Here is a 24,883-nt window from a genome sequence, read left to right on the forward strand (position 1 = left end):
TCTGGACGTGCTGTTTAAGGGACTCCGAAGGGTTTCTCAGTCCGGGGCCAGGGCCATAAAACCGACAATACGGACGACAGCATGACTCAAGACACCATCTCCGTAGGCGACCTAGTCCGCCAACTGCCCGGCGTCATGCGCCGGGCTCCGGCCATCGCCAAAGGCCTCTACTACTATTCCATCGAGAACGACCGCAAGGCGCTGACTCTCGGCACGCTGATCGAACGCAACGCCGGGAAGTATGGTTCCCGTCCCGCGGTGATGTGTGACGATCGCCGTCTCACCTATACCGAATTCAACGCCTGGGCCAACCGCATTGCCCACTACCTCCGGGCTCAGGGCCTGAAGAAAGGGGACAGCATCGCCGTCCTTTTGGAAAATCGCCCCGAACTGCTGGCCATGGTCGCCGGCGCCGCCAAAATCGGTGTGGCCTGCGCCATGCTCAATACGTCGCAAAAGGGCAAGGTGCTGGAACACAGCATCAACCTGATTGCGCCGCAACTGATTATCGTCGGCGAAGAGTTGCTGGATACATTCGAGAACGTGCGCGGCCACGTCGCGTTTGGCCATTCATCGCCCTACCACTTCGTGCCGGATACCGACTCCATTCACGATTTCGGCAGAACGCCCGAAGGCTATATCAACCTGGCACAGAAAATCAGCGGCTACCGTGGCGACAATCCGACCGTGAGAAACGGTCCGCGGTTGGGCGACACCGCCGTTTATATCTATACCTCCGGCACCACCGGGCTGCCCAAAGCGGCACCGGGCTCGCATCGCAAGTTCATCAAAGCTTACGGTGGTTTTGGCCTGATGACCCTGAATATGGGCCCTAGCGATGTGCTCTATTGCACCCTGCCCCTCTATCACGCCACGGCGCTTTTAGTGTGCTGGGGTTCGGTGCTCTCCGGCGGTTCGGCCATCGCCATGCGCCGCAAATTCTCGGCAACCGAATTCTGGAATGATGTCAGGCGTTATGGCGCAACGACCTTTGGCTACGTGGGCGAACTCTGCCGCTATTTGCTGAACCAGCCTCCGAGCCCGGACGACCGCAGCCACGGCCTAACCAAAATGATCGGCAACGGTCTACGCCCATCGATATGGCGACCGTTCAAAGAACGCTTCGGCGTCGAAACAGTGGCTGAACTCTATGCGTCCAGCGAAGGCAATATCGGCTTCAGCAACTTTTTCAACATGGACAATACCGTGGGTTTCACCACCGCGCCTTACGCCTTGGTGAAATACCATGAAGGCACCCGCGATCCCATTCGCGGCGACAAGGGCCGTTTGGAGAAAGTAAAGCAGGGCCAGCCTGGTCTACTACTGGGCGAGATTACCGCCAAGTGGGCATTTGAGGGCTACACCCAGAAAGAAGCCACCGAACAGTCGATCCTGCGCGATGTGTTCAAAAAAGGCGATGCCTGGTTCAACCCCGGCGATGTGCTAAAGGAAATTGGCTGGCGCCACCTACAGTTTGTCGACCGCATGGGCGACACCTTCCGCTGGAAAGGCGAAAACGTCTCCACCACCGAAGTGGAAAACATCATCGACGAATCCGGTCTGGTGGAAGAAGCCATCGTCTACGGCGTGGAGATTCCCGGCACCAACGGCAAGGCGGGCATGGTGACGCTGGTGCCGCAACAAGGCGACATAGTCGCGTTCGATGCCCGGAAGTTGTTCAACTACTTACAGGAAAACCTGCCGCCCTATGCCATTCCCGTATTCGTGCGGGTGACCTCGGCTATCGAGAAGACGGGGACTTTCAAGTACAAGAAAGTGGATTTGAAGAAGGCGGGGCATTCGCTGGATCGCGAGGATGACGTGGTTTACGTCTGGTTACCGAAGACGCAGGAATATACGCGGCTGGACGCGGCGCTGGTGAAGCAGATTGGGGATGGAGAGATCAGTTTCTGACACAGAAGTCAGGTCGCCCATCGATGCTCGCGGCAGGGTGTAGCGGACGCTTCAGCTTCCGAGCAGACCGCCGGCCTGCCGATATATCCCGGGGCTCTGACGGACCCTCCGAAGCTAAAGCGTCGGCTACATTACTGAGGCTGGCGGTGGGCCCGATAGACCCGCCGCATCCCAATCAGCCGACTTTCAGAACGACCTTGCCCGTCGCCGTGCGACCGGTCAGTGCATTCAGCGCGCTCACGTAATCTTCGAACGCAAAGGTCTCGCTGATTTTCGGCTTGATCTTGCCCTCGCTGTAGAGCTTGAGCAGGTCTTTCATGTTCTGGGCGCTGACGTCCGGTTCCATGCGGGTAAAGTTGCCCCAGAATACACCGATCAGCGCGCAGCCCTTGAGCAGAGTCAGGTTGGCGGGCACTTTGGGGATATCGCCGGCGGCGAAGCCGATGACCAAGTGGCGGCCGTTCCAGGCCATGGCGCGCAGAGCCTGCTCGGTGAAATCGCCACCTACGGGGTCGTAGATAACGTCCACGCCTTTGTTGTTGGTTAGCTTTTTCACGGTCTCTTTAAGGGGCTCTTCGGCGTAGTTCAGCAGCTCATCGGCGCCGGCTTCTTTTGCCACTTCCAGCTTCTCGGCACTGCTTGCGGCGGCAATGACATGCGCCCCCATGGCCTTGCCCAATTCCACCGTGGCCAGGCCAACGCCGCCGCTGGCGCCGAGCACCAATAGGGTTTCGCCCGGCTGGATGTTCGCCCGCTGCTTGAGCGCATGATAGGAGGTACCGTAAACCATGGTGAAAGCGGCTGCTTCCTCGTCGCTCATGTTATCGGGCACCGGCAGCAGATTGGCCTCGGCTGCGACGATCTCCTCGGCGAAGGCGCCAAAGCCCGTCAGTCCCATGACGCGGTCACCCGGCTTGAAGCGAGTCACCTTCTCGCCCACGTCCAATACTTCACCCGCCATTTCGCCACCGGGCGAAAAGGGCATGGAGGGCTTGAGCTGGTATTTGCCCTCGATAATCAGCGTGTCCGGGAAATTCAGGCCAGCCGCTTTGACGCGAACCTTGACGCCGCTACCTTTCGCATCCGGTGAATTCACGTCTTCGATAACCAGCGTATCGGCCGGACCATATTCCTTACAGAGAATCGCGCGCATGGATGACGCCCCTTTGTTGTGTGCATGACAAATTGCCTTTAGTCATGTCGGGTTGACCAAACAATGAATGGCATCAAGCTAATGCGATTGTAAAAATGAGGCAAATCAATATCAGTTATGCTTCTCCATAAACAGCAGTCATAGTTAGAGAATAGAAACGACAATGGAATGGAACGATAGAAGAGAATGAGAGGTGTTGGATCGCTAGATGGCGTTACGCCAGGAAACCGCTCACAACAACCGCTGCAACAACAGTAACGATGGCCGCCGCAAACAGACCGGCGCGTTCCCTTCCCAGCGTCACCGTACCTTCGGTGCTTTCCCCGACCGTGGCTATCGATGGTGCGCTGTCAGGCTCCTCGCTTAGCAAATCAATCATACCGCGGAGCATATCGGCATCGAAGGCGAATGGATCGAACCGCGCCTGACCAGCGCTTTTCAGAAAGTCGACAATCGCCGTCTCCACGGCGATGTATTTCATCGACCAGGCGTCAAAAGCGTACGCCTTGATGGGCTCCTCAAACAGCAGCGTTACCTTACGGTGCCGATGGTCGCCACAAATACGATTGAAAAGCGCATGCACCTTGTCGGATTCGCCTTCCAAGCACTGAAAAAAATGGCCATCGCCGTAGTAGAGTCCGCCAACCAAACCGAGCTTCGGGTTACTGCGTCTCGATGCCATCAGGATTTGGGTAATGTCAGGCTCGATACCGCCATGCCCTACCTGTTCCTGAAAATTGGCCTCGCTGGCGTAGGCCAGCCTGATCAATCCCATGCCTGTACTCCACAACTCAGGTCCGGTTTGTCGTCAATTGAAACGAGGCGCCCCCTTTCAATCGCGTCGGCGTACATTCACCGTTTTTCGTTACGCCCGGTGGGCCGGCAAAGATGCACTTCCATGAAATGTTTTATGTTTTTTTGTGTGAGCGATCTGCCACGAAGACGGAAAAGCGTAAAAACCTGCAATAACACCCCGGCTTCCTTGGCCTCAGCCCACGTGACCGCTAAGATTATTTCGCTTATGGAACCTCTGATTAAGTCTATTGGCGATTCTGGATCTCCCTGAAAGCCGGAATCAAGGCGCGGCTTCGCAGGAAGGCTGGTTGCCTTTCAAGAAGTCGCAACGCAGCAGTCCGGCTTTCAGGGAGAGCCCCTTTGGGCAAGCCTTGTGGGCCTCTCTGGACTGCGTTGCGAATCTTGGCAAGGACTACGCCATTGCCGGCGATCCGCGCCTTGCCAGAAAAGCCCTCAAGGCTTGCAGAATCGCCAATAGACTTAATCAGAGGTTCCCTATAAAAATCTCTAACCCTGTTGCTTCACACACTTAAGGCAGACCCATGCTCGAAAAATTCTTCAAGCTGCACGCCCACGGCACGGATGTTCGGCGCGAGGTTATCGCAGGCATCACCACATTCCTCACAATGGCTTACATCATTGTGGTCAACCCCAGCATTCTGTCGGCGACGGGCATGGACTTCGGCGCGGTGTTCGTGGCGACCTGTCTGGCGGCCGCCATCGGCACGCTGATTATGGGTCTGCTGGCCAATTACCCCATCGCCCTAGCGCCGGGTATGGGGCTCAACGCCTTCTTCGCCTTCACGGTCGTCGGCAACATGGGCTATAGCTGGCAGGTGGCGCTGGGCGCCGTATTTCTGTCCGGTCTGATTTTTTTCCTGCTCAGCATATTCAAGGTGCGGGAATGGATTATTAACAGCATCCCCATGTCGCTACGATTCGGTATCTCGGCAGGTATTGGCTTCTTTCTGGCACTGATTGCTTTTAAAAATGCGGGCATCGTTGTCGATCACCCAGCAACACTGGTCAGCCTGGGTGAAGTGAAGACCGCCGAATCGCTACTCTTCTTCGGGGGTTTCGCCCTAATCTGCGCCCTGTCCTTTCGCCAGGTCACTGGCGCGGTAATGATCGGCATCATTGCCGTGACCGTGACGGCAATGCTACTCGGCCTAGTTCAGTACGAAGGCTTTGTTTCCGCACCGCCCAGCCTGGCACCCACCTTTATGCAGCTGGATCTCGCCGGCGCACTTAACGTAGGCATGATCAGCGTGGTGTTTGCCTTCCTTTTCGTCGACCTGTTCGATACTTCCGGCACCCTTATCGGCGCCGCTCAGCGCGGTGGTCTATTGGACAAGGACGGCAAGCTGCCACGTCTGGGTAAGGCGTTGATGTCGGATTCCGTCGCGACCATGTCCGGCGCGGCGCTGGGCACATCGACAACAACCAGCTATATCGAATCCACAGCGGGTATCTCCGCCGGCGGCCGAACCGGTCTAACCGCTGTTGTCGTGGCCGTGCTGTTTCTGGCATGCCTAATGCTGTCGCCCATCGCCAGCATCATTCCCGCTTATGCCACCGCGCCCGCCCTCCTTTATGTTGCGGTGCTGATGGCCAGCGGCCTCAAGCTGGTTGACTGGGATGACATTACCGACGCTGCGCCGGCTGTCGTGACCGCCCTGATGATGCCGCTGACTTTCTCCATCGCTAACGGCATTGCCCTGGGTTTCATCACCTACGCCGCGCTCAAGGCACTCAGCGGCCGCTGGTCCCAGTTGAATGCGAGCGTGGTCATCATTGCGATTATCTTCATCCTCAAATTCATCTTTCTGAGCGAATAAGCTGGAGGGCGCGGGCTGAGCCTGCGCCACCCGCCTGAGGCCCCGAACCATGGACTACTTCTCCGAGAGCATCAAAAAAGCCATCCGCACCGTGCCCGACTGGCCCAAGCCGGGTGTGCAGTTCCGCGACATCACCACGGTACTGCAGGATCGTACCGCCTTCCGCAAGCTGATCGACGCCTTCGTCCATCGCTATCACAGCGAGGAAATCGACGCCGTCGCCGCAGTCGACGCGCGCGGCTTTATTATCGGTTCCGCCCTGGCCTACGAGCTGAACGCCGGCTTGGTGCTCGTGCGCAAGAAGGGCAAGCTGCCGTTCGACACCCTCGTGGAAGACTACGAGCTGGAATACGGCACCGCCTCCGTCGAATTACACAAAGATGCCTTCAAGTCCGGCGATAAAGTGGTGCTGGTAGACGATCTAATCGCCACCGGCGGGACGATGCTGGCCGCCAGTCGTCTGATCCGCCGCATCGGCGCTGACATCCTGGAGGTCGCAGCCATGATCGACTTGCCCGACCTGGGTGGCTCGGCGCGTCTTCGCGAGGAAGGATTGAAGGTCTATACCGTCTGCGCCTTCGAAGGCGATTGATTCCGGCGCCTAGCAGTGGCACTGTTTTGGTTCACCTTCGCACCCAAGGAAGACGCGTACCATGCACGCCTACCAACACTTTTGGCATACCGGTAACCCGATAGAACTACCATTGGGGAAAATTGTGTGCGTCGGCCGCAATTATGCGGCTCACGCCAAAGAGCTGAACAACCCGGTGTCCGACACCCCACTGCTGTTCATGAAACCGGCCACCGCCGCCACCGTCATGGAGCAGCCGATACATTTGCCCCAGGGGCGCGGCGAGGTCCATTTTGAAACCGAGCTGGCCGTATTGATCGGCAAGCCATTGACCGACGCCACCGAAAAGGACGTCCGGGGGGCCATTCTGGGCTTCGGCCTGGCCCTGGACCTGACCCTGCGCGACGTGCAGAGTCAGCTCAAAGCCAAGGGGCAACCCTGGGAGCGCGCCAAGGCTTTCGACGGTGCTTGCCCGTTGTCACCGTTCGTACCGGCCGAGGCGCTGGATCCCAAAGAACCCATCACCTTCGCCCTGGATATCGACGGCCATCGCCATCAGCGCGGCACCACGCAGGAGATGCTGTTTCCGATTGTCCCGCTGATCGCCCATATCAGCGAACACTTCACGCTGATGCCTGGCGACGTGGTGCTCACCGGCACACCTGAGGGCGTAGGTGCGCTTCACCAGGGCCAGAAGCTCACCCTGCAGCTTGGCGAAGAGTTGCTGATCGACACCCGGATCGCCTGAACCGGTCAACTTGCGTTTGAACGGACTCGATGTTTTCTGAACCGGAAAGAAAAGGGTAACGTAACGCCCCTTCTTGATCGTAGGCTGACTCGTTAAACTCAAGTCAGCCCATCGCCCTATAAGAGATGGTTTGTCCACCACGCTTACGGGCTGCAACCCCAGGAACATCAATGGCCAAGAAACCGGTAACTTCCCGTAGAGGTCGTTTTTTTAAACTCGCCGGCATGACCGCGTCGGTCGCCGGACAATACGCCGGCCAGCGCGCGCGCCGTTTCCTCGGCCGTGAAGAAGACGAAGCCGCCCGTAGTGAAAGCTACACCCGGATGGCTGGCCAGATTGCCGACACCCTGGGCGAACTCAAAGGGGCGGTAATGAAAGTGGGTCAGATCGCGTCGCAGACCCAGGATTTTCTCCCCAAGGAGTTTTCCGACGCCCTGCAAAAATTGCAGAAAGAAGCCCCCCCGATGCCCTTTGAGGTCATCGTCGACCAGATCGAGCGTGAACTGGGCAAGCCCCTCGGCGAAGCCTTCGAATACCTGCAGGAAAAGCCTTACGCCGCCGCCTCCATCGGCCAGGTGCATCGAGGCCGGCTGCATAGCGGCGAAGACGTCATCATTAAGGTTCAGTACCCGGGCGTGGACGAATCCTGCGACTCCGACCTGCGTCAGCTACGCACGGCGCTCAAGCTCGGCGGGCTACTGAAAATGCCCAAGGAAAGCGTAGACCAGCTCTTCGGCGAGATTCGCGAGAGACTGAAAGAAGAGTTGGACTACGAGAACGAAGCCCGCAACCTCAAGCTGTTCCGGAATTTCCATCAAGATGACGAAAAAGTCCTGATTCCCGACGTGATCGACAGCCACTCCGGCCGCCGTGTCCTGACCCTGGAACTGGTCGAAGGCGACCACATCAGCGAGATCGCGCCAGAGCACTACGATCAGGATACGGTCAATGGGATTGGCACTCGCATCTTCACCACCATGGCAGATCAGCTATTCCGCTTTCACTGCATTCACGGCGATCCCCATGCCGGTAACTTTGCCTTTCGTCCCGACGGCACACTGATCATGTACGACTTCGGCTGCGTCAAAAAGCTCAAACCGGACATCGTCGAAGCCTACCGCAAAGCCCTGATAGCGGCCCTGGACGAGGACTACGCGGCCCTGGACCGGCACCTGATTGACCTGGGCGCGCGCGTGGAGAACCAGCCTGCGGTCGACCAGGCCTACTACGCCATGTGGCGCGACATTCTGATCAAGCCCTTCAATACCGACGCGCCGTACAACTTTGCCGAGTCGGAGATCCATAAAGACGTCGCGGCAAAAACCAGCACCGTGTTCAAGTACCTGGATTACTTTAAACCGCCGGTGGAAAGCATCTTCATCGATCGCATGATCGCCGGGCATTATTGGATGATGAAGCGGCTGGGCGTCCACGCGGCGTTTGGACCGGAACTGGAACGCTATTTGGACGAAAGCCGATTGAAACACACCAGCGCCGGCGGTGACTGATATAACGTAGACGCCAAATGCTTGTCACCGAGGTCATCCGGATGAGGCGAGTCAATGTGGATAGCAGCACTTTAGCTCGACTGCCGGTAGCAGACAAAAAAGGCCGGAACACGGCCTCAGCGCGGTTCCGGCAAGGTCCTCACGATGAGAGTAGTGAGGTGGGGAACGTGTGGGTTAAAGGTCACTGAACGTTGGCATAGGCCGCTTCCAGAGTTTGCACAGCGGACATATCAGGCCGCCATCTGAAAGCACGCCTCGGCACATCTACGGCATGCACTCGCGCATTCCTTACAGTGATCGTGATCGTGCTTTTCACACTCTTCAGCGCAGGCTTCGCAGATTTGCGCACAGAGTTGGCACATGGCGATTGCGTTTTCACTTTCCCGGGCCATGGCGCTAGCGGTGATGCGGCATTGGGCGGCGCAGTCCATATCCAGACGGATGCAACGGGCCATCATCGCTACGTTTTCCTCATTCAGGCAAGATGCGGCGCAATAATCGCAGATATCGGCACAGCGATTACATTCCGCGATGCACTCGGCATATTTTAGCGTGGACATATCGTTGACCTCCTTATCGATGTCTAAAGATTTTCTGACGTACCTAGCGAGCTTTCGTGTCGGTATACGCAAGCTTTTATCATCGTGCACTTATCTTGGAGGCCCTCCACTATCCCAGGTTAAGGATTTGGTTAAATTTCCATCTAAGTCTGAAAAGCCAACAAAGATAAGCATGGGGTGCGGCCGGCGCCGCCCCCCCAGAAAAGCTCGAAGCCAAATCAGAATTGATCTACCGCGGGTTCGCGCTCCCAGTACCGGAGCTTCCTGCAAGCATTGATGAACGTCTTTGCTGAGCTCGGGTCGTCCACGGGAATACACCCTTTGTCCAGCATCTTATCGAGGCCTGCGCTTGCGAAAAGCGCGTTTGCCTGGGAGACATAGCCGATGAACTTGCAGTGGGCGAAGGCATCGTTAACGAAGTCGCGCGCCGTAGCATCTTTCGCCAATGTCTCCACCTCATCATCGGAGGGAATAACCACCACAGCGTCGAACAACACCGATGGCCCACCGTCCAGTTTTTCATCCGCAGGAATATGACGGCCAACGCTGTCTTTGATGCCACCTATGGTGGGGGCGATCACGGCCATTATCGCGCCTTCGTCTTCGATGGCCTGCTTCATGCCATCGATGATTCCGGAATCTGCGCCGTTGGTCAGAAGCAGCCCCACTTTGCGTCCCTTGAAGCTGTCCGGTCCGTTCAACAGGATGCTCAGCTTGGGCGACTCCTTGAGATCCTGGCGAGTCGGCATGGCCGCCTCTGCGGCCTCGGGCATGTCTTCGAGGCCGAGCCCTTTCGCCACTTGATTGGCCAGGCCCTCGTCGATGTTGAGTAGATGCGAAACCATGCGCTCGCGGATATCCAATCGCTCGCACTTACTCAGTTCAAAAATGAAGGCATTAGCAATGTGCCGCTGCTCGATATCTGTCTGGCTCTTGTAGAACTGCCGTGCCTGACTGTAATGATCGGCAAAGGTCTCGGAACGCACCCGCTGCTTCTCCCCTTCGACATGGGACGGATAGGTGGTGAAGCCCCCGTCCGGATTCTCCCTGGGCCCGCTGCCCTCGCCCCAACTATTGGGTTCGTAGTTGGCGCGCCCGGTGGGATTCTGCATCGCCATATGCCCATCCTGCTGGAAGTGGTGCATGGGGCACTTCGGCGCGTTAATCGGTATCTGGGTGAAGTTTGGCCCGCCAAGGCGCTTGAGCTGCGTATCCAGATAGGAAAAGTTCCGGCCCTGGAGTAGCGGATCGTCCGACTGGTCGATGCCCGGTACGATATTCTGAGTGCAGAAGGCGACTTGTTCCGTCTCGGCGAAGAAGTTATCGACCACACGATTGAGTACCAGCTTGCCTACCTTGCGTACCGGTACGTCTTCCTCGGGAATGATCTTGGTGGCGTCAAGCACATCGAAATCGAATTTCTCCGCAAACGCCTCGTCGAATATCTGCAGTCCCAGCTCCCACTCGGGATAGTCACCGCGCTGGATGGCGTCCCAGAGATCCCGGCGATGGAAGTCCGGGTCGGCACCATTGATTTTCAGAGCTTCGTTCCAAACCACGGACTGCAGTCCCTGTTTGGGTTTCCAATGAAACTTCACGAATTTCGCTTCGCCCTGGGCGTTAACAAAGCGGAAACTATGAACACCGAACCCCTCGATAAACCGGAAGGAACGGGGGATAGCCCGATCCGACATGGTCCACATCAGCATGTGCATACTTTCAGGCGTTAACGTCGCGAAATCCCAAAAGTTGTCATGCGCGGTCTGCGCCTGGGGAAAAGCCCGGTCCGGCTCCTGCTTCGCGGCGTGGACCAGGTCTGGAAACTTCATGGCATCCTGAATAAAGAACACCGGGATGTTGTTGCCCACCAAATCCCAATTGCCTTGTTTGGTGTAGAACTTGGTCGCGAAACCGCGTACATCTCGCGGTAAATCGAACGACCCCTTGTTGCCCGCGACGGTCGAGAACCTCGTAAACACCGGCGTTTGTTCTCCAGGGCGCTGGAATAGGTCCGCCGAGGTTATGTCCGATAGGCACTCGTAGTTTTCGAAATAGCCATGGGCGCCATAACCCCGTGCATGGACCACGCGTTCGGGTATGCGCTCGTGATCGAAGTGGAAGATCTTTTCACGCATGACGTGATCTTCCATGATGGTCGGGCCACGGGCTCCCGCCCGCAGGGAGTTCTGGTCGTCGGATACCGGGCAACCCTGCTGGGTCGTCAAGGTATGTTTGTCGCCTGTGGCTTCCTGATGATATTCGCCGCCCTTGCCCGCGCGGCCGCCTTGGTATGTGAATCTTTCAGCCATTAGTCTCGCTCCTTTGGACTTGGTTTCGGTTCACGCCAGACGACTTCAACGTGCGATTTGCCGCCAGATATCGACAGCGGCAACCGACAATGCCGGCCGCTCTCCCAGTGGGCGCACGCCTAAAAAGGATCATGGCAAGGTTCACACCGGGGACAGCCTGCATGTCACCATGCAGCAGCGGAGACTTCGAGATGCCAGCAGCCGATCCGTCGTCTAGCTGATTCTCGTTACTAAAAACAGCACGTGTTTGCCTGCATGACAGGCGCCGCACAAATACCCCAAATACCCTGTGCGGAAACCGGCCTTATCGGCCGGCTCGGACCTCTTAAAAAGTTAAAATAACAAGTTAAAAGGCCCTTGCGTCCTGGGTATCGATAGACAGGACGCCGACGACCTGCAGTATTAGAACTGCAGTACTGCATTCGAGCTAAAGATGGTTTATTTCTAGCCGGATTGTCCGAGTGCCTCGACCAACTCACGCTTGGACATTTGACTACGACCGGCAATCGATTGAGCCTGGGCGCGCTCATAAAGCTCGTCGCGGGATAGCGCTGACAGATTTTCTTCATCCGTGCCGCCCGATTTACGCTTCCCGGACGGGCGGCTTGCGCTGCTACTACGCCCGTCGGATGCCTTGGCCCGACTACCGCGCTTGGACTGGGGCGCCTCGCTTTTGCCTTGCAGGCGCTCCTTGAGAACCTGCATCAAATCCACGACCTGACTTTCGTCTTGATAGCCCTGCTCTCCTTCGGGCAGGCGCACGATGTCCTCGCCGGAGCGCAGTTTCTTGTCGATGCGCTTGAAGACGCGTTCGGTTTGCCGGTCTGCCAGCAACGCCCGGTCAAGGGTTTTACCCGAAAGCGATTTCATCGCGCGCGTCATCTTGTCGACCTGTTTCGAATCCGCTTGGGCCAACTCGGGTAGCCCGACATCGGCCGGCGAACGTATTTCGTCCTGGAAGCGCAAAGTCTCCGCCCGGAGCAAGCCTTTTTCGGAGATGATCGCCACGATGTATTCCTTGCCGCGCATCACGAACGTGGCCACGCCAGCCCGTTTTTTCTGCGCCATGCTACGAGCCAGCAGGCGGTAAGGTTTGGTTGCGCCGGAGTTGGGCGTGAGGTAATAACCTCGCTCGAAGAAAACCGGGTTAATGTCGTCTAGCGGCACAAAACGGCTTAAGTCGATCTCGCGAGTTTTTTCCGGTGCTACAGCCTCAAGATCGCTGTCTTCGACAATGACGTATTTATCCTTGTCGATGGGATAACCCCGGACCAGGTCCTCGTTTTCGACGACACGCGATTCCTTCTCACAGAAATAGCGCCGCCGTAGGGGCGTGCCGTCGCGATCGACCATGTGTAAGGACAGGGGCTTGCTGCGGTTGGCGGGGAACAGGCTGACCGGCAGACTCACCAGACCAAAGGCGATGACCCCAGACCAGAACGGGCTAGGTTGGATAGGCCCCGTATCGTTGTCGGCCTTTTTGTCTGTAGTCTTCTCGTCTTTAGCCTCGTTAGCTTTCCCCTTTCTGCGACTACCGGTCATTTTTTCATCCTCTTGAGGCTGGCTTCCAAGGCGCTGGACAGGTCCTCGGAAGGTTCCTTCTTGCGCGCCGGGGGCTTTTTAACTTTCCCGCCCTTGCGTTTCCGTTCGATCATTTCCAATACCCGCTCACGGTACTCATCGTGATAATCATCGGGCTCGAAAGACGCATCCAGCATTCCGATCAGTTCCTTCGCCATATCAAGTTCCCGGCCATCAAGCGTCTTCCCCTCCGGCGCCTTGAGCTGATCGGCAGAAATCACCCGGTCGGCATAGCGTAAAGTCATCAGCATGGGGTAGCCCTCGTAGAGTTGCAGGGCGCCTACATATTCCTTTTTGCGCATGACCCAGCGGGCCAGCCCTTCTCGATCGGCCTTCGATAAGGCTTCGCCCAGTGCCGCGTATGCCTCGTCGTCGCCATCCGGCCCCAGATAGTAAGGGCGGTCGTACCAGCGATGATCGATGACCTTGGGTGGGTAGAAGCGCACTATTTCAATGTCCCTCGAGGCCTCCGGTTGCAACTCATCCAGCTCGTCGGGATTAAGTAGCACTTCATCACCCTCATCGGTTCGATAGGCCCGCAGCATGCTATCGCGCTCGACGACATCGCCTGATTCCGCGTTAACCATGGCCTGACGCACAGGCTGATGATCCTTACCGTGCAGCAGCCGAAAATGGATATTGCGGTCGGATACGGCAGAGTAGAGCTTGACCGGAACCGCAATATCCTTGAACCGCACAGTCCCTTTCCAGATTGCACGTGCGGCCATCAGCCCTCCTCGGTGCGCGAGCTACGGGACTCGGCGGCACACTCGGGACAAAGCAGGTCGGACGACTGCACCTCGTCAATCACGCAGGTATGGCACACCGGCCGATCGCAGGCTATGCAGTAGGCCAAGGCCTCGGCATGCCAACTGCCTTCGCAAAAAGGGCAGTACTCGCCACCGGGCGAAAGCCACCAACGCTCATCTTGGGGGCGTTCTCCTGATTCGGATGTCATCTGTTCGACTCCAGTTTTTCCAGTGTATTTACCGTCAACGGACGCCGGGCCTGCTCAAAACCCTCCCAGGGATCGTCTTTCAGTGAACGCAGCCTACGGAACAGGTTTTTGACGGTATAGCGATCCCCGCGCTCTACGCGGGTCACTTCGTCCCATCGCAGAGGCGTCGCTACCGGCGCGCCCTCCCGGGCGCGGATCGAGTACGACGCTACGCTGGTGGCGCCGCGGCCATTACGTAGGTAGTCGATAAAAATACGCCCCTTGCGGCGGGCCTTGGCCATGTGGGTGGTCAACAACTGGGGCTGTTCCTGGGCATGGATGTTGGCCACCACGCGGGCGAACTGTTTGATAACCTCCCAATCCGCCTCGGGTTCGATGGGAACCACCACATGCAACCCCTTGCCGCCGGTGGTTCGCGGGAAACCCGTCAGCCCTGCCCTAGCCAGCCTTTGGCCGAGGTGGTGCACAGTCTCGGCCAATACGGACCAAGGCACCGAGGGGTCAGGATCGAAGTCGAAGGTCACCGTATCGGGGGTTTCCACGTCCTCTATGCGACTGCCCCATGGGTGCAGTTCGAGCACCCCGGTTTGCGCCAGGTAGACGAGATCGCGGGCCGTCTCGACGTAAACGAAATCGGAGTCATCACCGGAATTCCCGGCGATGGTGACTTGCGGCAGCTGGCCGGCCAGTGCACGGCCGGGCCGCTTCTGGAAAAAGCAGTCGCCAGTCCAGCCATCGGGACAACGAACCATGGCAAGCGGACGACGCCCTACATGGGGCAGCATCCACTCCGCAACGGCGTCCAAATACTGCGCAATCGCCCGTTTGGTCAGACCAACCTCGGGAAAGACGACGCGATCCGCGTGACTCACGGCAACACCGGCAATGCGCACGCCCCGAGGGCCGGGAGAGTTCCGGGTTGGCCCTTCAGCCGTCGTCCGGCGTGTGGAGCCTTCGGCTGATTTAGCTTGCTCGGTGTCTGCGCTATCAACCGAAGGCGCGGTGTCTTGAGTTGTTATTTCGTCTGCAGTCTTGTCGTCGCGCAGCCCACGAAAGACCGGCTGGCGCAACACTCCGCGAGCGGAGCGCTGGGCATACTCCACATCAACGACGAGCTCAGGCTGAACCCATTGAGCGCCCTTGCTATCCGGTACCTGTTGCGCAAAAGGGCGGCGTTCGATACTCAGGCTTTGCAGCCGTTCGCGGAGCATTCCGATCTGGTGTGAGGAGAAACCTGCGCCCACCCGGCCCTGGTATTCAAATCCGGACGATCCGAAGGCGCCCAGCAACAGTGAACCGAAACCGGTTCGCGCTCCGGAAGGTGGGGTATAGCCGCCCACGACGAACTCATCCTGCAGCGTGCATTTAGACTTTACCCAGCTTTCCTGGCGACCCGGGCGGTAGCGGGCATCGACCTGTTTGGAAATAATGCCTTCAAGGCGCATGTCACAGACTTCGCGCAGGAATCCGGCGCCGTGCCCCAGAATATGGTCAGAGTAGCGCACGGCGCCGCCCGCTAAATCGGGGCGCGCTTCCAGCACCGCTTTCAGCGCGGCCTTGCGCTCCGTCAACGGCGTGCGCATCAGGTTATAGCCATCCAGGTGGAGCAAATCGAACACCTGCAGTACCAGGCCAGCGTCATGCACGGTGCCTCCAACGCCGCCGACCCGGTCCTGAAGTTTACGGAAACTGGTTGTGCCGTCCTGATCGAAGATCACGATTTCGCCATCAATGATCGCTTCGTCGACGGGTAGCCGGCCAAGCGCGTCGACCAATTCGGGAAAGCGATGGGTCCAGTCCTTGCCATTGCGGGTTAACAAGGCGACGTCGCCGAGATCCAGACGCGCCATAAGACGATAACCATCGAACTTGAGTTCATGCAGCCACTGATCGCCCTTCGGGGGCCGAGGTTTGAGGACCGCCAACTGCGGGGCTGGACGATCAATCAGGGCCTGCTTCCGGGTATCCGGCAACGCAGCAGGATCGACGGCGGGTTCTTGAAGCTGTGCAGTCCAGACTCGGTTTTTATCGGCTGCAATCTCGTCCATGGAGCGGCCAGACACAATGCTCAGATCGTCCGGGTCCAGCGGTTGCCTCGCAGGATCAGTGCGTTTGATGAGCAGCCATTGCCGGCGATCCTGGCGGCCCTCACGCGACTTTCCAGCCGACGACCCAGCCGACGACGTGCGTACCAGCGACCAGCGGCCGGTCAGTTTGGAACCGTGCAGCTCCAGGTCAATCCGGTCAGCGCTGGGCTTGCCGAGCGGACGCCAGGTGCCTGTATCCCAAAGCATGACAGTGCCGCCCCCATACTCCTGGCGCGGGATCACACCTTCAAAGTCGCCGTACGCCAGTGGATGGTCTTCAACCTCAACCGCCAGGCGCTTCTCGCCCCTGGCTAGACTCGGCCCCTTCGGCAGGGCCCAGCTGCGTAAAACACCGGCTTGCTCCAACCGCAAGTCAAAGTGCTCGTGGCTGGCAGCATGCTTATGCATGACGTAGCGAGCATTCCCTTTCCGGCTTTGCGCAGGCTGGCCCTGCGGCTCCGGCGACCGCTCGAAGTTACGCTTATCTCGGTAGGCTTTGAGGGAGTCGGGCATCCTGGCGCCTCAATCGTTAGTCTATCCATACGACAACAACCCTAATAGAGCCAGCCTGATACACCTTCAGCCAAGGTGACAATGACATACATCAATCATTTTGAGCCTGCGCCCCTATTTAGCTAATACATTAATCGACTAGCACATTAATTAACCGTCACCAAAAACGACCCTCTGGCCAGCGCAGTTAATTGGTTTGAGCACGCCATCGGCGTTACGCTGAAAATCAGTCTCGCCCATCGATCCAGCAGCCTGGGATTGGGTTCGAACCTACTGGCATCGCTTTTAAGCCGTCCAGCAATACCAAGGTCAATCAGGTAACGCTTCACGAAATCAGTCGCGCTCCGTTAGAAAACGACCGCGGCGGGCCAGGAGGCGTACCGAAGAAGTTAGGATAGGAGGAATACCAAGAGTTAGGAGGCGTACCAAGAGTCAACGGTTTAAAACAGGGAAAGCTCAACACGGCAGTTCTTTCCTGATCAGGTTCGCAAACGCAACGCTTGCAGGACATCTCGATCAGACAATGGAGGATCCCGAATGGCACGGAGCTCTTCAACATCATCAAACAGTCCAACCGCAGATAACCGCAAAGATACGCACCGGCCGGTGTATATCGTCGACGGTTCCAGAACCCCCTTTATTAAAGCGCGTGGCCAACCTGGCCCCTTTACCCCAGTCGACCTTGCGGTCCAGTGCGGTCGCCCGCTACTACTGCGGCAACCGATGGCGCCGGACGCCTTCGATCAGGTCATTCTGGGTTGCGTAAACGTGTTGCCCGAGGAGATGAACCCCGCTCGGATTGCCGCGCTGCGTTTGGGCATGGGCGAGGCCATGACGGCTTTCACGGTGCAGATCAACTGCGGCTCCGGCATGCAATCCATCGATACCGCCTATAAATACATCCGCGACGGCGACAGCGATCTGATTCTCGCCGGCGGCACCGAAGCGCTGAGTAAAGCGCCGATGATGCTGACCGAAGACGCGGCCCGTTGGCTGGCTGGTCTCAACTCAGCCTCCTCGGCTCAGGACTATGCGCGTCAGCTTGCGCAGTTCAGCCCCTCGCAATTCAAACCCGAGATCAGTTTGGTCAAGGGGCTGACCGATCCCATCGTAGGGCTGAGCATGGGCCAGACGGCCGAAGTGATCGCGCAGCAATTCAACATCACGCGGAGAATGGCGGACGAGTACGCCGTAACCAGTCATCAGCGACTGGCCAAAGCGCAGGAAGAAGGCTGGCTCGACGGCGAGGTGGTTCCGGCCATCGCCCCGGACGGCACACTTTACAAGCATGACGATGGCGTCCGTGCGGATACGTCCGTGGAAGCGCTGGCCAAACTCAAGGCCGCCTTCGAACCGCCGTATGGGCAGGTGACGCCGGGCAACAGTTCCCAGGTCACCGACGGTGCCTCCTGGCTCATCCTGTCATCGGAAGAGGCGGTGAAAAAGCACGGCCTGGAACCCATCGCCGTGATCAAGGACAGCGAGTGGTCCGCCCTGGACCCGAAGATCATGGGGCTTGGCCCCACCCTGAGTTCGACCGAGATCCTCAAACGCCAGAAAGCCGGCCTCAACGACATCGACCTGTGGGAAATCAACGAAGCCTTCGCCGCCCAGGTATTGGCCTGCACCGCCGCCTGGGACGACCCGGAGTTTTGCCGGGTCGCCCTGGGCCTGGATGAGCCCATGGGACGGCTCGATCCGGAGCGATTGAATGTCGACGGCGGCGCTGTGGCTATTGGCCATCCCGTCGGCACCAGCGGCAACCGGATCGTGCTGCATTTGGTAAATGCGCTGCGCCGCAAGCAGCTTAAGCGCGGCATCGCTACCGAGTGTATCGGCGGCGGCCAATCCGGCGCCATGCTGATCGAGACGGTCTAGGACGCTCAAGGAGGAACAACACCATGACAGGTCACATTCTCAAGACATTGAGTACCCGTGAAATGGCGCTGGGTCCGTTCGATACCGGCGAGCGCCCTTACCAACCGATCAAAGACGGCGACTGGAAGCACTGGCACCTGAGCCGCGATGCAAACGATATCGCCTGGCTGCTCTTCGATAAGCAGGACGCCAGCGCCAACGTACTTTCCGCTGACGTGCTCGAAGAGCTGGACGCGGTGGTCAGCCAACTGGAAAGCGATAAACCCCGAGCCCTGGCGCTGCGTTCTATCAAGGCCTCCGGCTTTTGCATGGGCGCGGACATTTCCGAATTCAAAGAGCTGACCTCCGAAGAAGACGTCGTCGAGAAGCTGACACGCGCCCACGAGGTGGTGGATCGCTTCGAGGCCTTGCCGTTTACCAAGGTCGCCATTGTCCATGGCGCTTGTCTCGGCGGTGGTTTGGAACTCGCCCTGTGCTGCGACCACCGGCTGGCTATCGCCGGCGCCAAACTGGGCTTTCCCGAAGTGCAACTGGGATTGCATCCGGGGTTGGGTGGTACGGACCGGCTGACGCGCCTGATAGATCCGATAGAAGCCATGACCATGATGCTGACGGGCAAGAACGCCCACGACAGCAAGGCCAAGAAGCTCGGCCTGGTGGATGACGTCATCCAGGAGCGCCACGTGGAAGCCGCTGTACGCATGGCGGCCGAAGGCGAACTCAAGCAAAACGGTAACGGTTTCCGTGAGCGGTTGCTGACCACGCGCCCGGCGCGCCAGCTGGAAGTCCGTCAAATGCGGTCGAAAACCTTTAGCAAGGCGCCGCCCAAGCATTACCCGGCACCGCAGGCGCTGATCGAGCTTTGGGAGGAGCATGGTGGACAAGAAAAGGCCATGCGCGAAGCCGAGGTTAAGTCCTTTGCCCATCTGCTGACCACTGAAGCCTCGCGTAATCTGGTTCGCGTGTTCTTCCTGCGGGAGAAGATGAAAGGCATGACCCGGGCCGATGCCGAGCCTGTACGTCACGTCCACGTGGTGGGCGCTGGTGAAATGGGCGGCGACATCGCCGGCTGGTGCGCTTTCCAGGGGCTACGCGTCAGCCTGTTCGACATGGAGCCGGACAAAATCGCCAAGGCCGTTAAAAAGCTCGGCGACCTATGCGAGAAAAAACACCGCTCGAAGGGCGAAACACGCACTATCCTCGACAACCTGATCCCGGATTTCGAGAACCGGGGTGTCAGCCATGCGGATCTGGTCATCGAGGCGGTTCCGGAAGAAGCCGAGATCAAGCATAAGGTCTACGCCGAAGCCGAACCCAAGCTCAAGAAAGGCGCTATCCTGGCCACCAATACCTCGAGCATTCCCCTGGAAAGCCTCCAGGAAGGCCTGAAGAATCCAGAGCGCTTGGTGGGGCTTCACTTCTTCAACCCGGTCGCCAGCATGCCCCTGGTTGAAGTGGTTAAACACGATGCCATTGACGAGAAGACTTACGACCGGGCTCGCGCCTTCGTGGGGCAGATCGACCGCCTACCGGCGCCTGTCGCTACCGCGCCAGGCTTTCTGGTGAACCGGGCGTTGACGCCTTACCTGGTCGAAGCCATGGTGATGTTGGATGAGGGCATCCAGGCGGAAGCCATCGACAAAGTGGCTGAGGATTTCGGCATGCCGATGGGGCCGATCGAACTGGCCGATCAAGTCGGTTTGGATATTTGCCTGAGTGTCTCGGACATGCTGCGCGAACGTCTGGATACGGATATGCCCGACTCCCCCGCATGGCTCAAGCAAAAGGTGGAAGAAGGCAAACTGGGCAAGAAGTCCGGTGAAGGACTGTACACGTGGAAAGACGGCAAGGCCGACAAGAAGGATGGGGTTTCCTCGCCGCCGGACGATACCTTGGACCGGATGCTGCTACCCATGCTCAATGCCTGCATGGCCTGCATTCGAGAAGGTGTGGTGGCCGACGAAGAGACCGCCGATGGGGCAATGATCTTCGGTACCGGCTTCGCACCGTTCCGCGGTGGACCGATGAAGTATGCCCACGACCGCGGCTTCGACGCTATCCGGGAGACCCTGGCCACACTGACCGATCGTTACGGCCGGCGTTTCCAGCCCGATCCGGGATGGCAGGGTTAAAGCTGGCACTCGCCCCATGACGAAGAGCCCCAAACGGGGCTCTTTTCTATTGTCCCGATAGGCGGCCAATTCAGATAAACTCATGTAGGCTAAGGGCATTCAGCGAGAGCATGGAACCTCTGGAAAAGTCCTGAATCGCTTTGGTGGCCCGGTTTTGCAATCGAAATGGGGCCAAACCGTCTCCAGAGGCTCCCGACACGTCAGTTTAAGGAGTACCTGATGAGCGACAACAACCAGCCCCAGCAGCCGGGCAATCAACTGGACGAAGATGCCATTGCCTTTGCCCAGGGTATTTTTGATCTGGCCCGTAACGGTGGCACCGATATACTGGGACCTTTGCTCGATGCCGGTGTACCGGCGGACATTCGCACCAGTAGCGGTGACAGCCTGTTGATGCTGGCCAGCTACAACGGGCATCTGGAAACCTCACGCCTGCTTTTGGAGAAAGGCGCCGATCCCAACCTACCCAACGACCGCCAGCAAACACCGTTGGCCGGTGTCGTCTATAAAGGCGAAATGGCGATCGTCAACCTGCTGCTGGAAAACGGTGCCGACGCAGATAGCCGGCCCGAAGGGGCGAAAACACCGCTGATGTACGCAGCGATGTTCAATAAAACCGATATGATCGAGCGCCTCTTGGAGGCTGGGGCCGACCCGGAAGCGGTGGATGCCGATGGCAATTCCGCGCTAACGCTGGCCAAGGCCATGGGCGCCGAGGACGCGATGGCGCTGCTTGAGTCCCGGTAACGGCCTAAGCCGATGCGGTCCACGTCCCGCCGGCCTCTTACGCGGGTGCTTTTCAAATACCCATACTGAGTCGCCTTGTTCTTTGCAGGCCCAATGAAAAACCTGACATTCTCCTCCCACTATGCGCGGGCCGCTCTCCACGGACTGGAAAAGCAACGCGGCAACTGCGATGCCCTACTGCGCAGCCGGGATATCGACCCCGAACTGATCCGCGAGCCCAAGGCCCGGGTGCCGCGAGAACAGTTCATTCGCCTGTTCCGGCTGGTGTGGAAGGAATTGGACGACGAGTTTATGGGACGCACCACGCACCCGTGCCGTGTCGGCCATTTTCATCTGATGGGCTCGCTGGTGGTCCACAGCAGCAACCTGGAAGACGTGCTGCGCCAGAGTATCCGCTGCTATCGGCTATTCTCAGATGACATCCGTATCGAGCTGGATCTTGAGGGGGACGAAGCCAGGCTTTCCCTCACCCATCGCCATCCCGAACTGGATCCGGACCATTTCCTGGTGGAGTGGCTGCTAATGGTCTGGCATCGCTTGGTAGGCTGGCTGATCGGCCGCAAGATCGTACTTAGCCAAGCCACCTTCACCCAAGCGCTGCCCCACCACTTCGACGAATACCGGTTCATCTTTCCGTGCCGCTGCCATTTCGAGCGTGAGAGCAACAGCCTGTTCTTCAGCAAGCAATACCTGACCATGCCGGTAGTCCGCTCCGTCCGCGAGCTAGACGAATTCATCCTCGGCTCGCCGCGGCATCTGATGATTTGGACCGTGGACGACGACAGCGTCACCACCCAGGTCCGCCGCCTGCTGGAATCCTGCGACGAAAGCCGCCTGCCTAACCTAGACTGGGTGTCCGGGCAGTTGCACACGACCTCCTATACCCTCAGCCGCAAACTCAAAGCCGAAGGCAGCGCCTACCAGAAGATCAAGGATAATTTACGACGGGACCAGGCGGTCACCCTGCTCACCCGGCAGAACCTAAGCGTGGCGGAGATTTCGGCGCAATTGGGATTCACCGAGCCGGGCGCCTTTTCGCGGGCATTCAAGCACTGGACGGGGGTCAGCCCGCTGGCTTATCGGCAGCAGGATCAGTAAGAGCGAAGGCCGGAAATGTAGCCGACGCTTTAGAGGGTGTAAAAGGCTGCTTTAAAGCCTCTCTCCCCTAAAGCATCTGCTACATTGGCCTGAGAAATTTGTAAGCGTCAGAGAATTTCTATAGCTACAGCGGTCCCTTCACCACCACCGATACACAGCGAGGCCACGCCGCGCTTCAGGCCGCGACGCTTCAACGCGTTGATCAACGTCACAAGAATCCGCGAACCCGACGAACCGATGGGATGGCCCAGGGCGCAGGCGCCGCCAAAGACATTGACCTTATCGGGATCCAGGCCCAGTTCGTTGATCGCCAGCAACGCCACGACGGCAAAGGCCTCGTTGACCTCGAACAGATCCACGTCGTCCTTGGTCCACCCGGCCTTGTCGAGCACCTTCTGAATGGCCCCTATCGGCGCCAGGGTGAACTCGGCGGGCAAGCGTGCATGGGTGGCATGCGCCACGATTCGGGCCAGCGGTTTCAAGCCTCGCTGACTGACTTCGTCGGCATGGGCCAGCACCAGCGCTGAAGCACCATCGCTGATGGAACTGGCGTTGGCTGCGGTCACGCTGCCCTCTTTGGCGAAAGCGGGCTTCAACGTCGGAATCTTGTCGGGATTGGCTTTGCCGGGTTGTTCGTCAATTTCCACCAGCGTCTCGCCATGACGATCCTTAACCGGAACCGGCACGATTTCGTCATCGAAATCGCCGCTCTCCGCCGCCGCCAGCGACCGCCGCAACGACTCGATGGCATAACTGTCCATCGCCTCGCGACTGATCTTGTATTCATCCGCTACGCGCTGGGCAAACACGCCCATCAGGCCACCTTCGTAGGCGTCTTCCAGGCCATCCAGAAACATGGAGTCCATGACTTGGCCATGCCCCATCCGCAGCCCCTGGCGAGCCTTGGGCAGCAGGTACGGTGCCTGACTCATGTTCTCCATGCCGCCGGCAATCATGATGCGGTTGGTGCCGGCCTTGATCTGGTCGTGCGCCATGATGACGGCCTGCATGCCCGACCCGCACATCTTGTTCACCGTGGTACAGCCCGAACTGTCGGGAATACCCGCCGAGCGGGAGGCCTGCCGCGCCGGCGCCTGACCGAGACCCGCCGGTAAAACGCAGCCCATCACCACTTCATTGATATCCGCCGGCGTCAGCTTGGCCCGCTCAATGGCTGCCTTGATGGAAATAGCGCCCAACTCCGGCGAGCGCACGCTGCTCAGCGCGCCCATCATGCCGCCCATGGGCGTGCGGGCCCCGCCTGCAATCACAACATCGTTATCTGCCATAACTCACCTCAAGTCTGTTGAAGATACTCACTTGCCCAAGACGGCGCGAGCGATGACTTCTTTCATTACTTCGGATGTCCCACCGTAGATGCGCTGTACACGGGCATCGGTAAAGGCGCGGGAAATCGGGTATTCGGTGGTGTATCCATAGCCGCCGAACAACTGCAGACAGCCATCGGCCACCCGGCACTGCATTTCCGTGGCGCTGTACTTCGCCATGGAGGCGGTGGCGGCATCCAGCTCGCCCTGGCTGTACAGATCGATGCATTCGTTGATGAACGCCTGGTTGACCCGGTAGTCGGTTTCCATTTCGGCGATACGGAACCGGGTGTTTTGCAGTTGCTTGAGCTTCTGGCCGAAGAGCTCGCGCTCGTCGGCATAGGCAATGGTCAAATCCAGCGCACCGCGGGCGGCGGCGCAGCCCAGGGCGCCAATGACCAGGCGCTCGCGGGGAAGTTCGGTCATCAGGTAGACGAAGCCCTTACCTTCCTCACCCAGTAGCGCCGAGCGCGGTACTTTCAAGTCTTCGAAGAACATTTCCGAGGTGTCGCCGCAATGCTGGCCAATCTTGTCCATGTTGCGGCCCCGGCTGAACCCGGGCAGCGTGGTATCCACCAGAAACAGGCTGATGCCCTTGGCGCCCGCCGCCGGATCGGTTTTGGCGGCGACGATCACCATATCGGCATGCTGGCCATTGGTGATGAAGGTCTTGGATCCGTTCAGCACATAGTCGTCGCCGTCACGCTTGGCGCTGGTGCGCATGGCCTGCAGATCGCTGCCGGCGCCCGGCTCGGTCATGGCGATAGCGCCCACGGCTTCGCCGCTGACCATCTTAGGCAGCCATTGCTGTTTCTGCTCGTCGCTGGCGATGTTCGTCAAATAAGGCGCAACAATGTCCGAGTGAACCATGACGTTGGTGGCCAAGGCGCCAAAGCCCATGCGGGCGAGCTCTGCGCCCACGACAATGGAGTAGTCGAAGGTGACGCCTACCCCGCCGAAGTCCTCGGGTACATCCACGCACAGCATGCCGGCCTCGCCGAAGGTGCGCCACACGTCACGGGGCACGATACCGGCCGCATCCCAATCCTCGTAGTGTGGCTTGACCTGGCTTTCAAGGACCTTCACTACCATGTCACGGAACATGGCGCGCTCTTCGGGTTCTTTCCTGTCGTTCATACAAGCACCTTGTTGTTCATACAAGCAC

The 24,883-nt window shown here is 58.6% G+C and carries 19 protein-coding genes; 9 read left to right on the top strand and 10 right to left on the bottom strand.

The window, feature by feature from the left end:
- Nucleotides 1-81: 81 nt before the first annotated feature.
- Entirely contained in the window at nucleotides 82-1,914 is a 1,833-nt protein-coding gene (locus FXO11_RS13780) for a long-chain-acyl-CoA synthetase (RefSeq protein WP_148863511.1), read from the top strand.
- A gap of 175 nt (nucleotides 1,915-2,089) precedes the next feature.
- Here FXO11_RS13780 and FXO11_RS13785 read toward each other — a convergent pair whose 3' ends face one another.
- The gene (locus FXO11_RS13785) at nucleotides 2,090-3,067 is read right to left on the bottom strand and encodes an NADPH:quinone oxidoreductase family protein (RefSeq protein ID WP_148863512.1); all 978 of its coding nucleotides are present in this window, start codon (nucleotides 3,065-3,067) and stop codon (nucleotides 2,090-2,092) included.
- A gap of 214 nt (nucleotides 3,068-3,281) precedes the next feature.
- Complete coding sequence (locus FXO11_RS13790) at nucleotides 3,282-3,842, bottom strand: BLUF domain-containing protein (RefSeq protein ID WP_148863513.1); 561 nt, start codon at nucleotides 3,840-3,842, stop codon at nucleotides 3,282-3,284.
- 562 nt (nucleotides 3,843-4,404) lie between these two features.
- On the opposite strand from FXO11_RS13790, the gene FXO11_RS13795 reads away from it, so the two are divergent.
- The 4 genes from FXO11_RS13795 to FXO11_RS13810 all read left to right on the top strand — a co-directional run bounded on the left by FXO11_RS13795 (nucleotide 4,405) and on the right by FXO11_RS13810 (nucleotide 8,527).
- The gene (locus tag FXO11_RS13795) at nucleotides 4,405-5,700 is read left to right on the top strand and encodes an NCS2 family permease (protein ID WP_148863514.1); all 1,296 of its coding nucleotides are present in this window, start codon (nucleotides 4,405-4,407) and stop codon (nucleotides 5,698-5,700) included.
- 49 nt (nucleotides 5,701-5,749) lie between these two features.
- Entirely contained in the window at nucleotides 5,750-6,292 is a 543-nt protein-coding gene (locus FXO11_RS13800) for an adenine phosphoribosyltransferase (protein WP_148863515.1), read from the top strand.
- A gap of 61 nt (nucleotides 6,293-6,353) precedes the next feature.
- Nucleotides 6,354-7,019 carry a fumarylacetoacetate hydrolase family protein gene (locus tag FXO11_RS13805; protein WP_148863516.1) on the top strand — a complete coding sequence of 222 codons (666 nt, stop codon included), beginning with the start codon at nucleotides 6,354-6,356 and terminating at the stop codon, nucleotides 7,017-7,019.
- A gap of 170 nt (nucleotides 7,020-7,189) precedes the next feature.
- Nucleotides 7,190-8,527 carry an ABC1 kinase family protein gene (locus tag FXO11_RS13810; protein WP_148863517.1) on the top strand — a complete coding sequence of 446 codons (1,338 nt, stop codon included), beginning with the start codon at nucleotides 7,190-7,192 and terminating at the stop codon, nucleotides 8,525-8,527.
- Between the two features lie 230 nt (nucleotides 8,528-8,757).
- Here FXO11_RS13810 and FXO11_RS13815 read toward each other — a convergent pair whose 3' ends face one another.
- The 6 genes from FXO11_RS13815 to ligD all read right to left on the bottom strand — a co-directional run bounded on the left by FXO11_RS13815 (nucleotide 8,758) and on the right by ligD (nucleotide 16,535).
- Nucleotides 8,758-9,087 (bottom strand): four-helix bundle copper-binding protein, encoded by a 330-nt coding sequence (locus FXO11_RS13815; RefSeq protein ID WP_148863518.1) that lies wholly within the window; start codon nucleotides 9,085-9,087, stop codon nucleotides 8,758-8,760.
- Between the two features lie 218 nt (nucleotides 9,088-9,305).
- Nucleotides 9,306-11,396, bottom strand: coding sequence for a catalase (locus FXO11_RS13820; RefSeq protein ID WP_148863519.1), 2,091 nt, complete (start codon nucleotides 11,394-11,396; stop codon nucleotides 9,306-9,308).
- Nucleotides 11,397-11,840: 444 nt separating this feature from the next.
- A complete protein-coding gene (ku, locus tag FXO11_RS13825; RefSeq protein ID WP_148863520.1) occupies nucleotides 11,841-12,938 on the bottom strand; it encodes a non-homologous end joining protein Ku in 1,098 nt (365 codons plus the stop codon).
- Entirely contained in the window at nucleotides 12,935-13,705 is a 771-nt protein-coding gene (gene ku / locus FXO11_RS13830) for a non-homologous end joining protein Ku (RefSeq protein WP_148863521.1), read from the bottom strand. The genes ku (FXO11_RS13825) and ku (FXO11_RS13830) overlap by 4 nt, the downstream gene beginning before the upstream one ends.
- Nucleotides 13,705-13,935 carry a hypothetical protein gene (locus FXO11_RS13835; RefSeq protein ID WP_148863522.1) on the bottom strand — a complete coding sequence of 77 codons (231 nt, stop codon included), beginning with the start codon at nucleotides 13,933-13,935 and terminating at the stop codon, nucleotides 13,705-13,707. Before FXO11_RS13835 ends, ku (FXO11_RS13830) begins: the two co-directional genes overlap by 1 nt.
- Nucleotides 13,932-16,535, bottom strand: a complete 2,604-nt coding sequence (gene ligD, locus FXO11_RS13840; RefSeq protein WP_148863523.1) for a DNA ligase D — start codon at nucleotides 16,533-16,535, stop codon at nucleotides 13,932-13,934. The genes FXO11_RS13835 and ligD overlap by 4 nt, the downstream gene beginning before the upstream one ends.
- A 537-nt stretch (nucleotides 16,536-17,072) precedes the next feature.
- Here ligD and FXO11_RS13845 point away from each other — a divergent pair.
- From FXO11_RS13845 to FXO11_RS13860, 4 genes are all read left to right on the top strand, one after another.
- Nucleotides 17,073-18,413: an acetyl-CoA C-acetyltransferase gene (locus tag FXO11_RS13845; RefSeq protein ID WP_148863524.1), complete on the top strand. Its 1,341-nt coding sequence runs from the start codon at nucleotides 17,073-17,075 to the stop codon at nucleotides 18,411-18,413.
- Nucleotides 18,414-18,436: 23 nt separating this feature from the next.
- Nucleotides 18,437-20,545, top strand: coding sequence for a 3-hydroxyacyl-CoA dehydrogenase NAD-binding domain-containing protein (locus tag FXO11_RS13850; protein ID WP_148863525.1), 2,109 nt, complete (start codon nucleotides 18,437-18,439; stop codon nucleotides 20,543-20,545).
- 219 nt (nucleotides 20,546-20,764) lie between these two features.
- Nucleotides 20,765-21,292 (top strand): ankyrin repeat domain-containing protein, encoded by a 528-nt coding sequence (locus FXO11_RS13855; protein WP_148863526.1) that lies wholly within the window; start codon nucleotides 20,765-20,767, stop codon nucleotides 21,290-21,292.
- Between the two features lie 93 nt (nucleotides 21,293-21,385).
- Nucleotides 21,386-22,390 (top strand): AraC family transcriptional regulator, encoded by a 1,005-nt coding sequence (locus tag FXO11_RS13860; protein WP_148863527.1) that lies wholly within the window; start codon nucleotides 21,386-21,388, stop codon nucleotides 22,388-22,390.
- 107 nt (nucleotides 22,391-22,497) lie between these two features.
- On the opposite strand, the gene FXO11_RS13865 is transcribed toward FXO11_RS13860, so the two are convergent.
- The gene (locus FXO11_RS13865) at nucleotides 22,498-23,679 is read right to left on the bottom strand and encodes a thiolase family protein (RefSeq protein WP_148863528.1); all 1,182 of its coding nucleotides are present in this window, start codon (nucleotides 23,677-23,679) and stop codon (nucleotides 22,498-22,500) included.
- A 27-nt stretch (nucleotides 23,680-23,706) separates the two neighbouring features.
- Complete coding sequence (locus FXO11_RS13870) at nucleotides 23,707-24,855, bottom strand: acyl-CoA dehydrogenase family protein (RefSeq protein WP_148863529.1); 1,149 nt, start codon at nucleotides 24,853-24,855, stop codon at nucleotides 23,707-23,709.
- Nucleotides 24,856-24,883: the final 28 nt, after the last annotated feature.

Origin of the sequence: Marinobacter fonticola (assembly GCF_008122265.1) — a bacterium.
GTDB lineage: Bacteria > Pseudomonadota > Gammaproteobacteria > Pseudomonadales > Oleiphilaceae > Marinobacter_A > Marinobacter_A fonticola.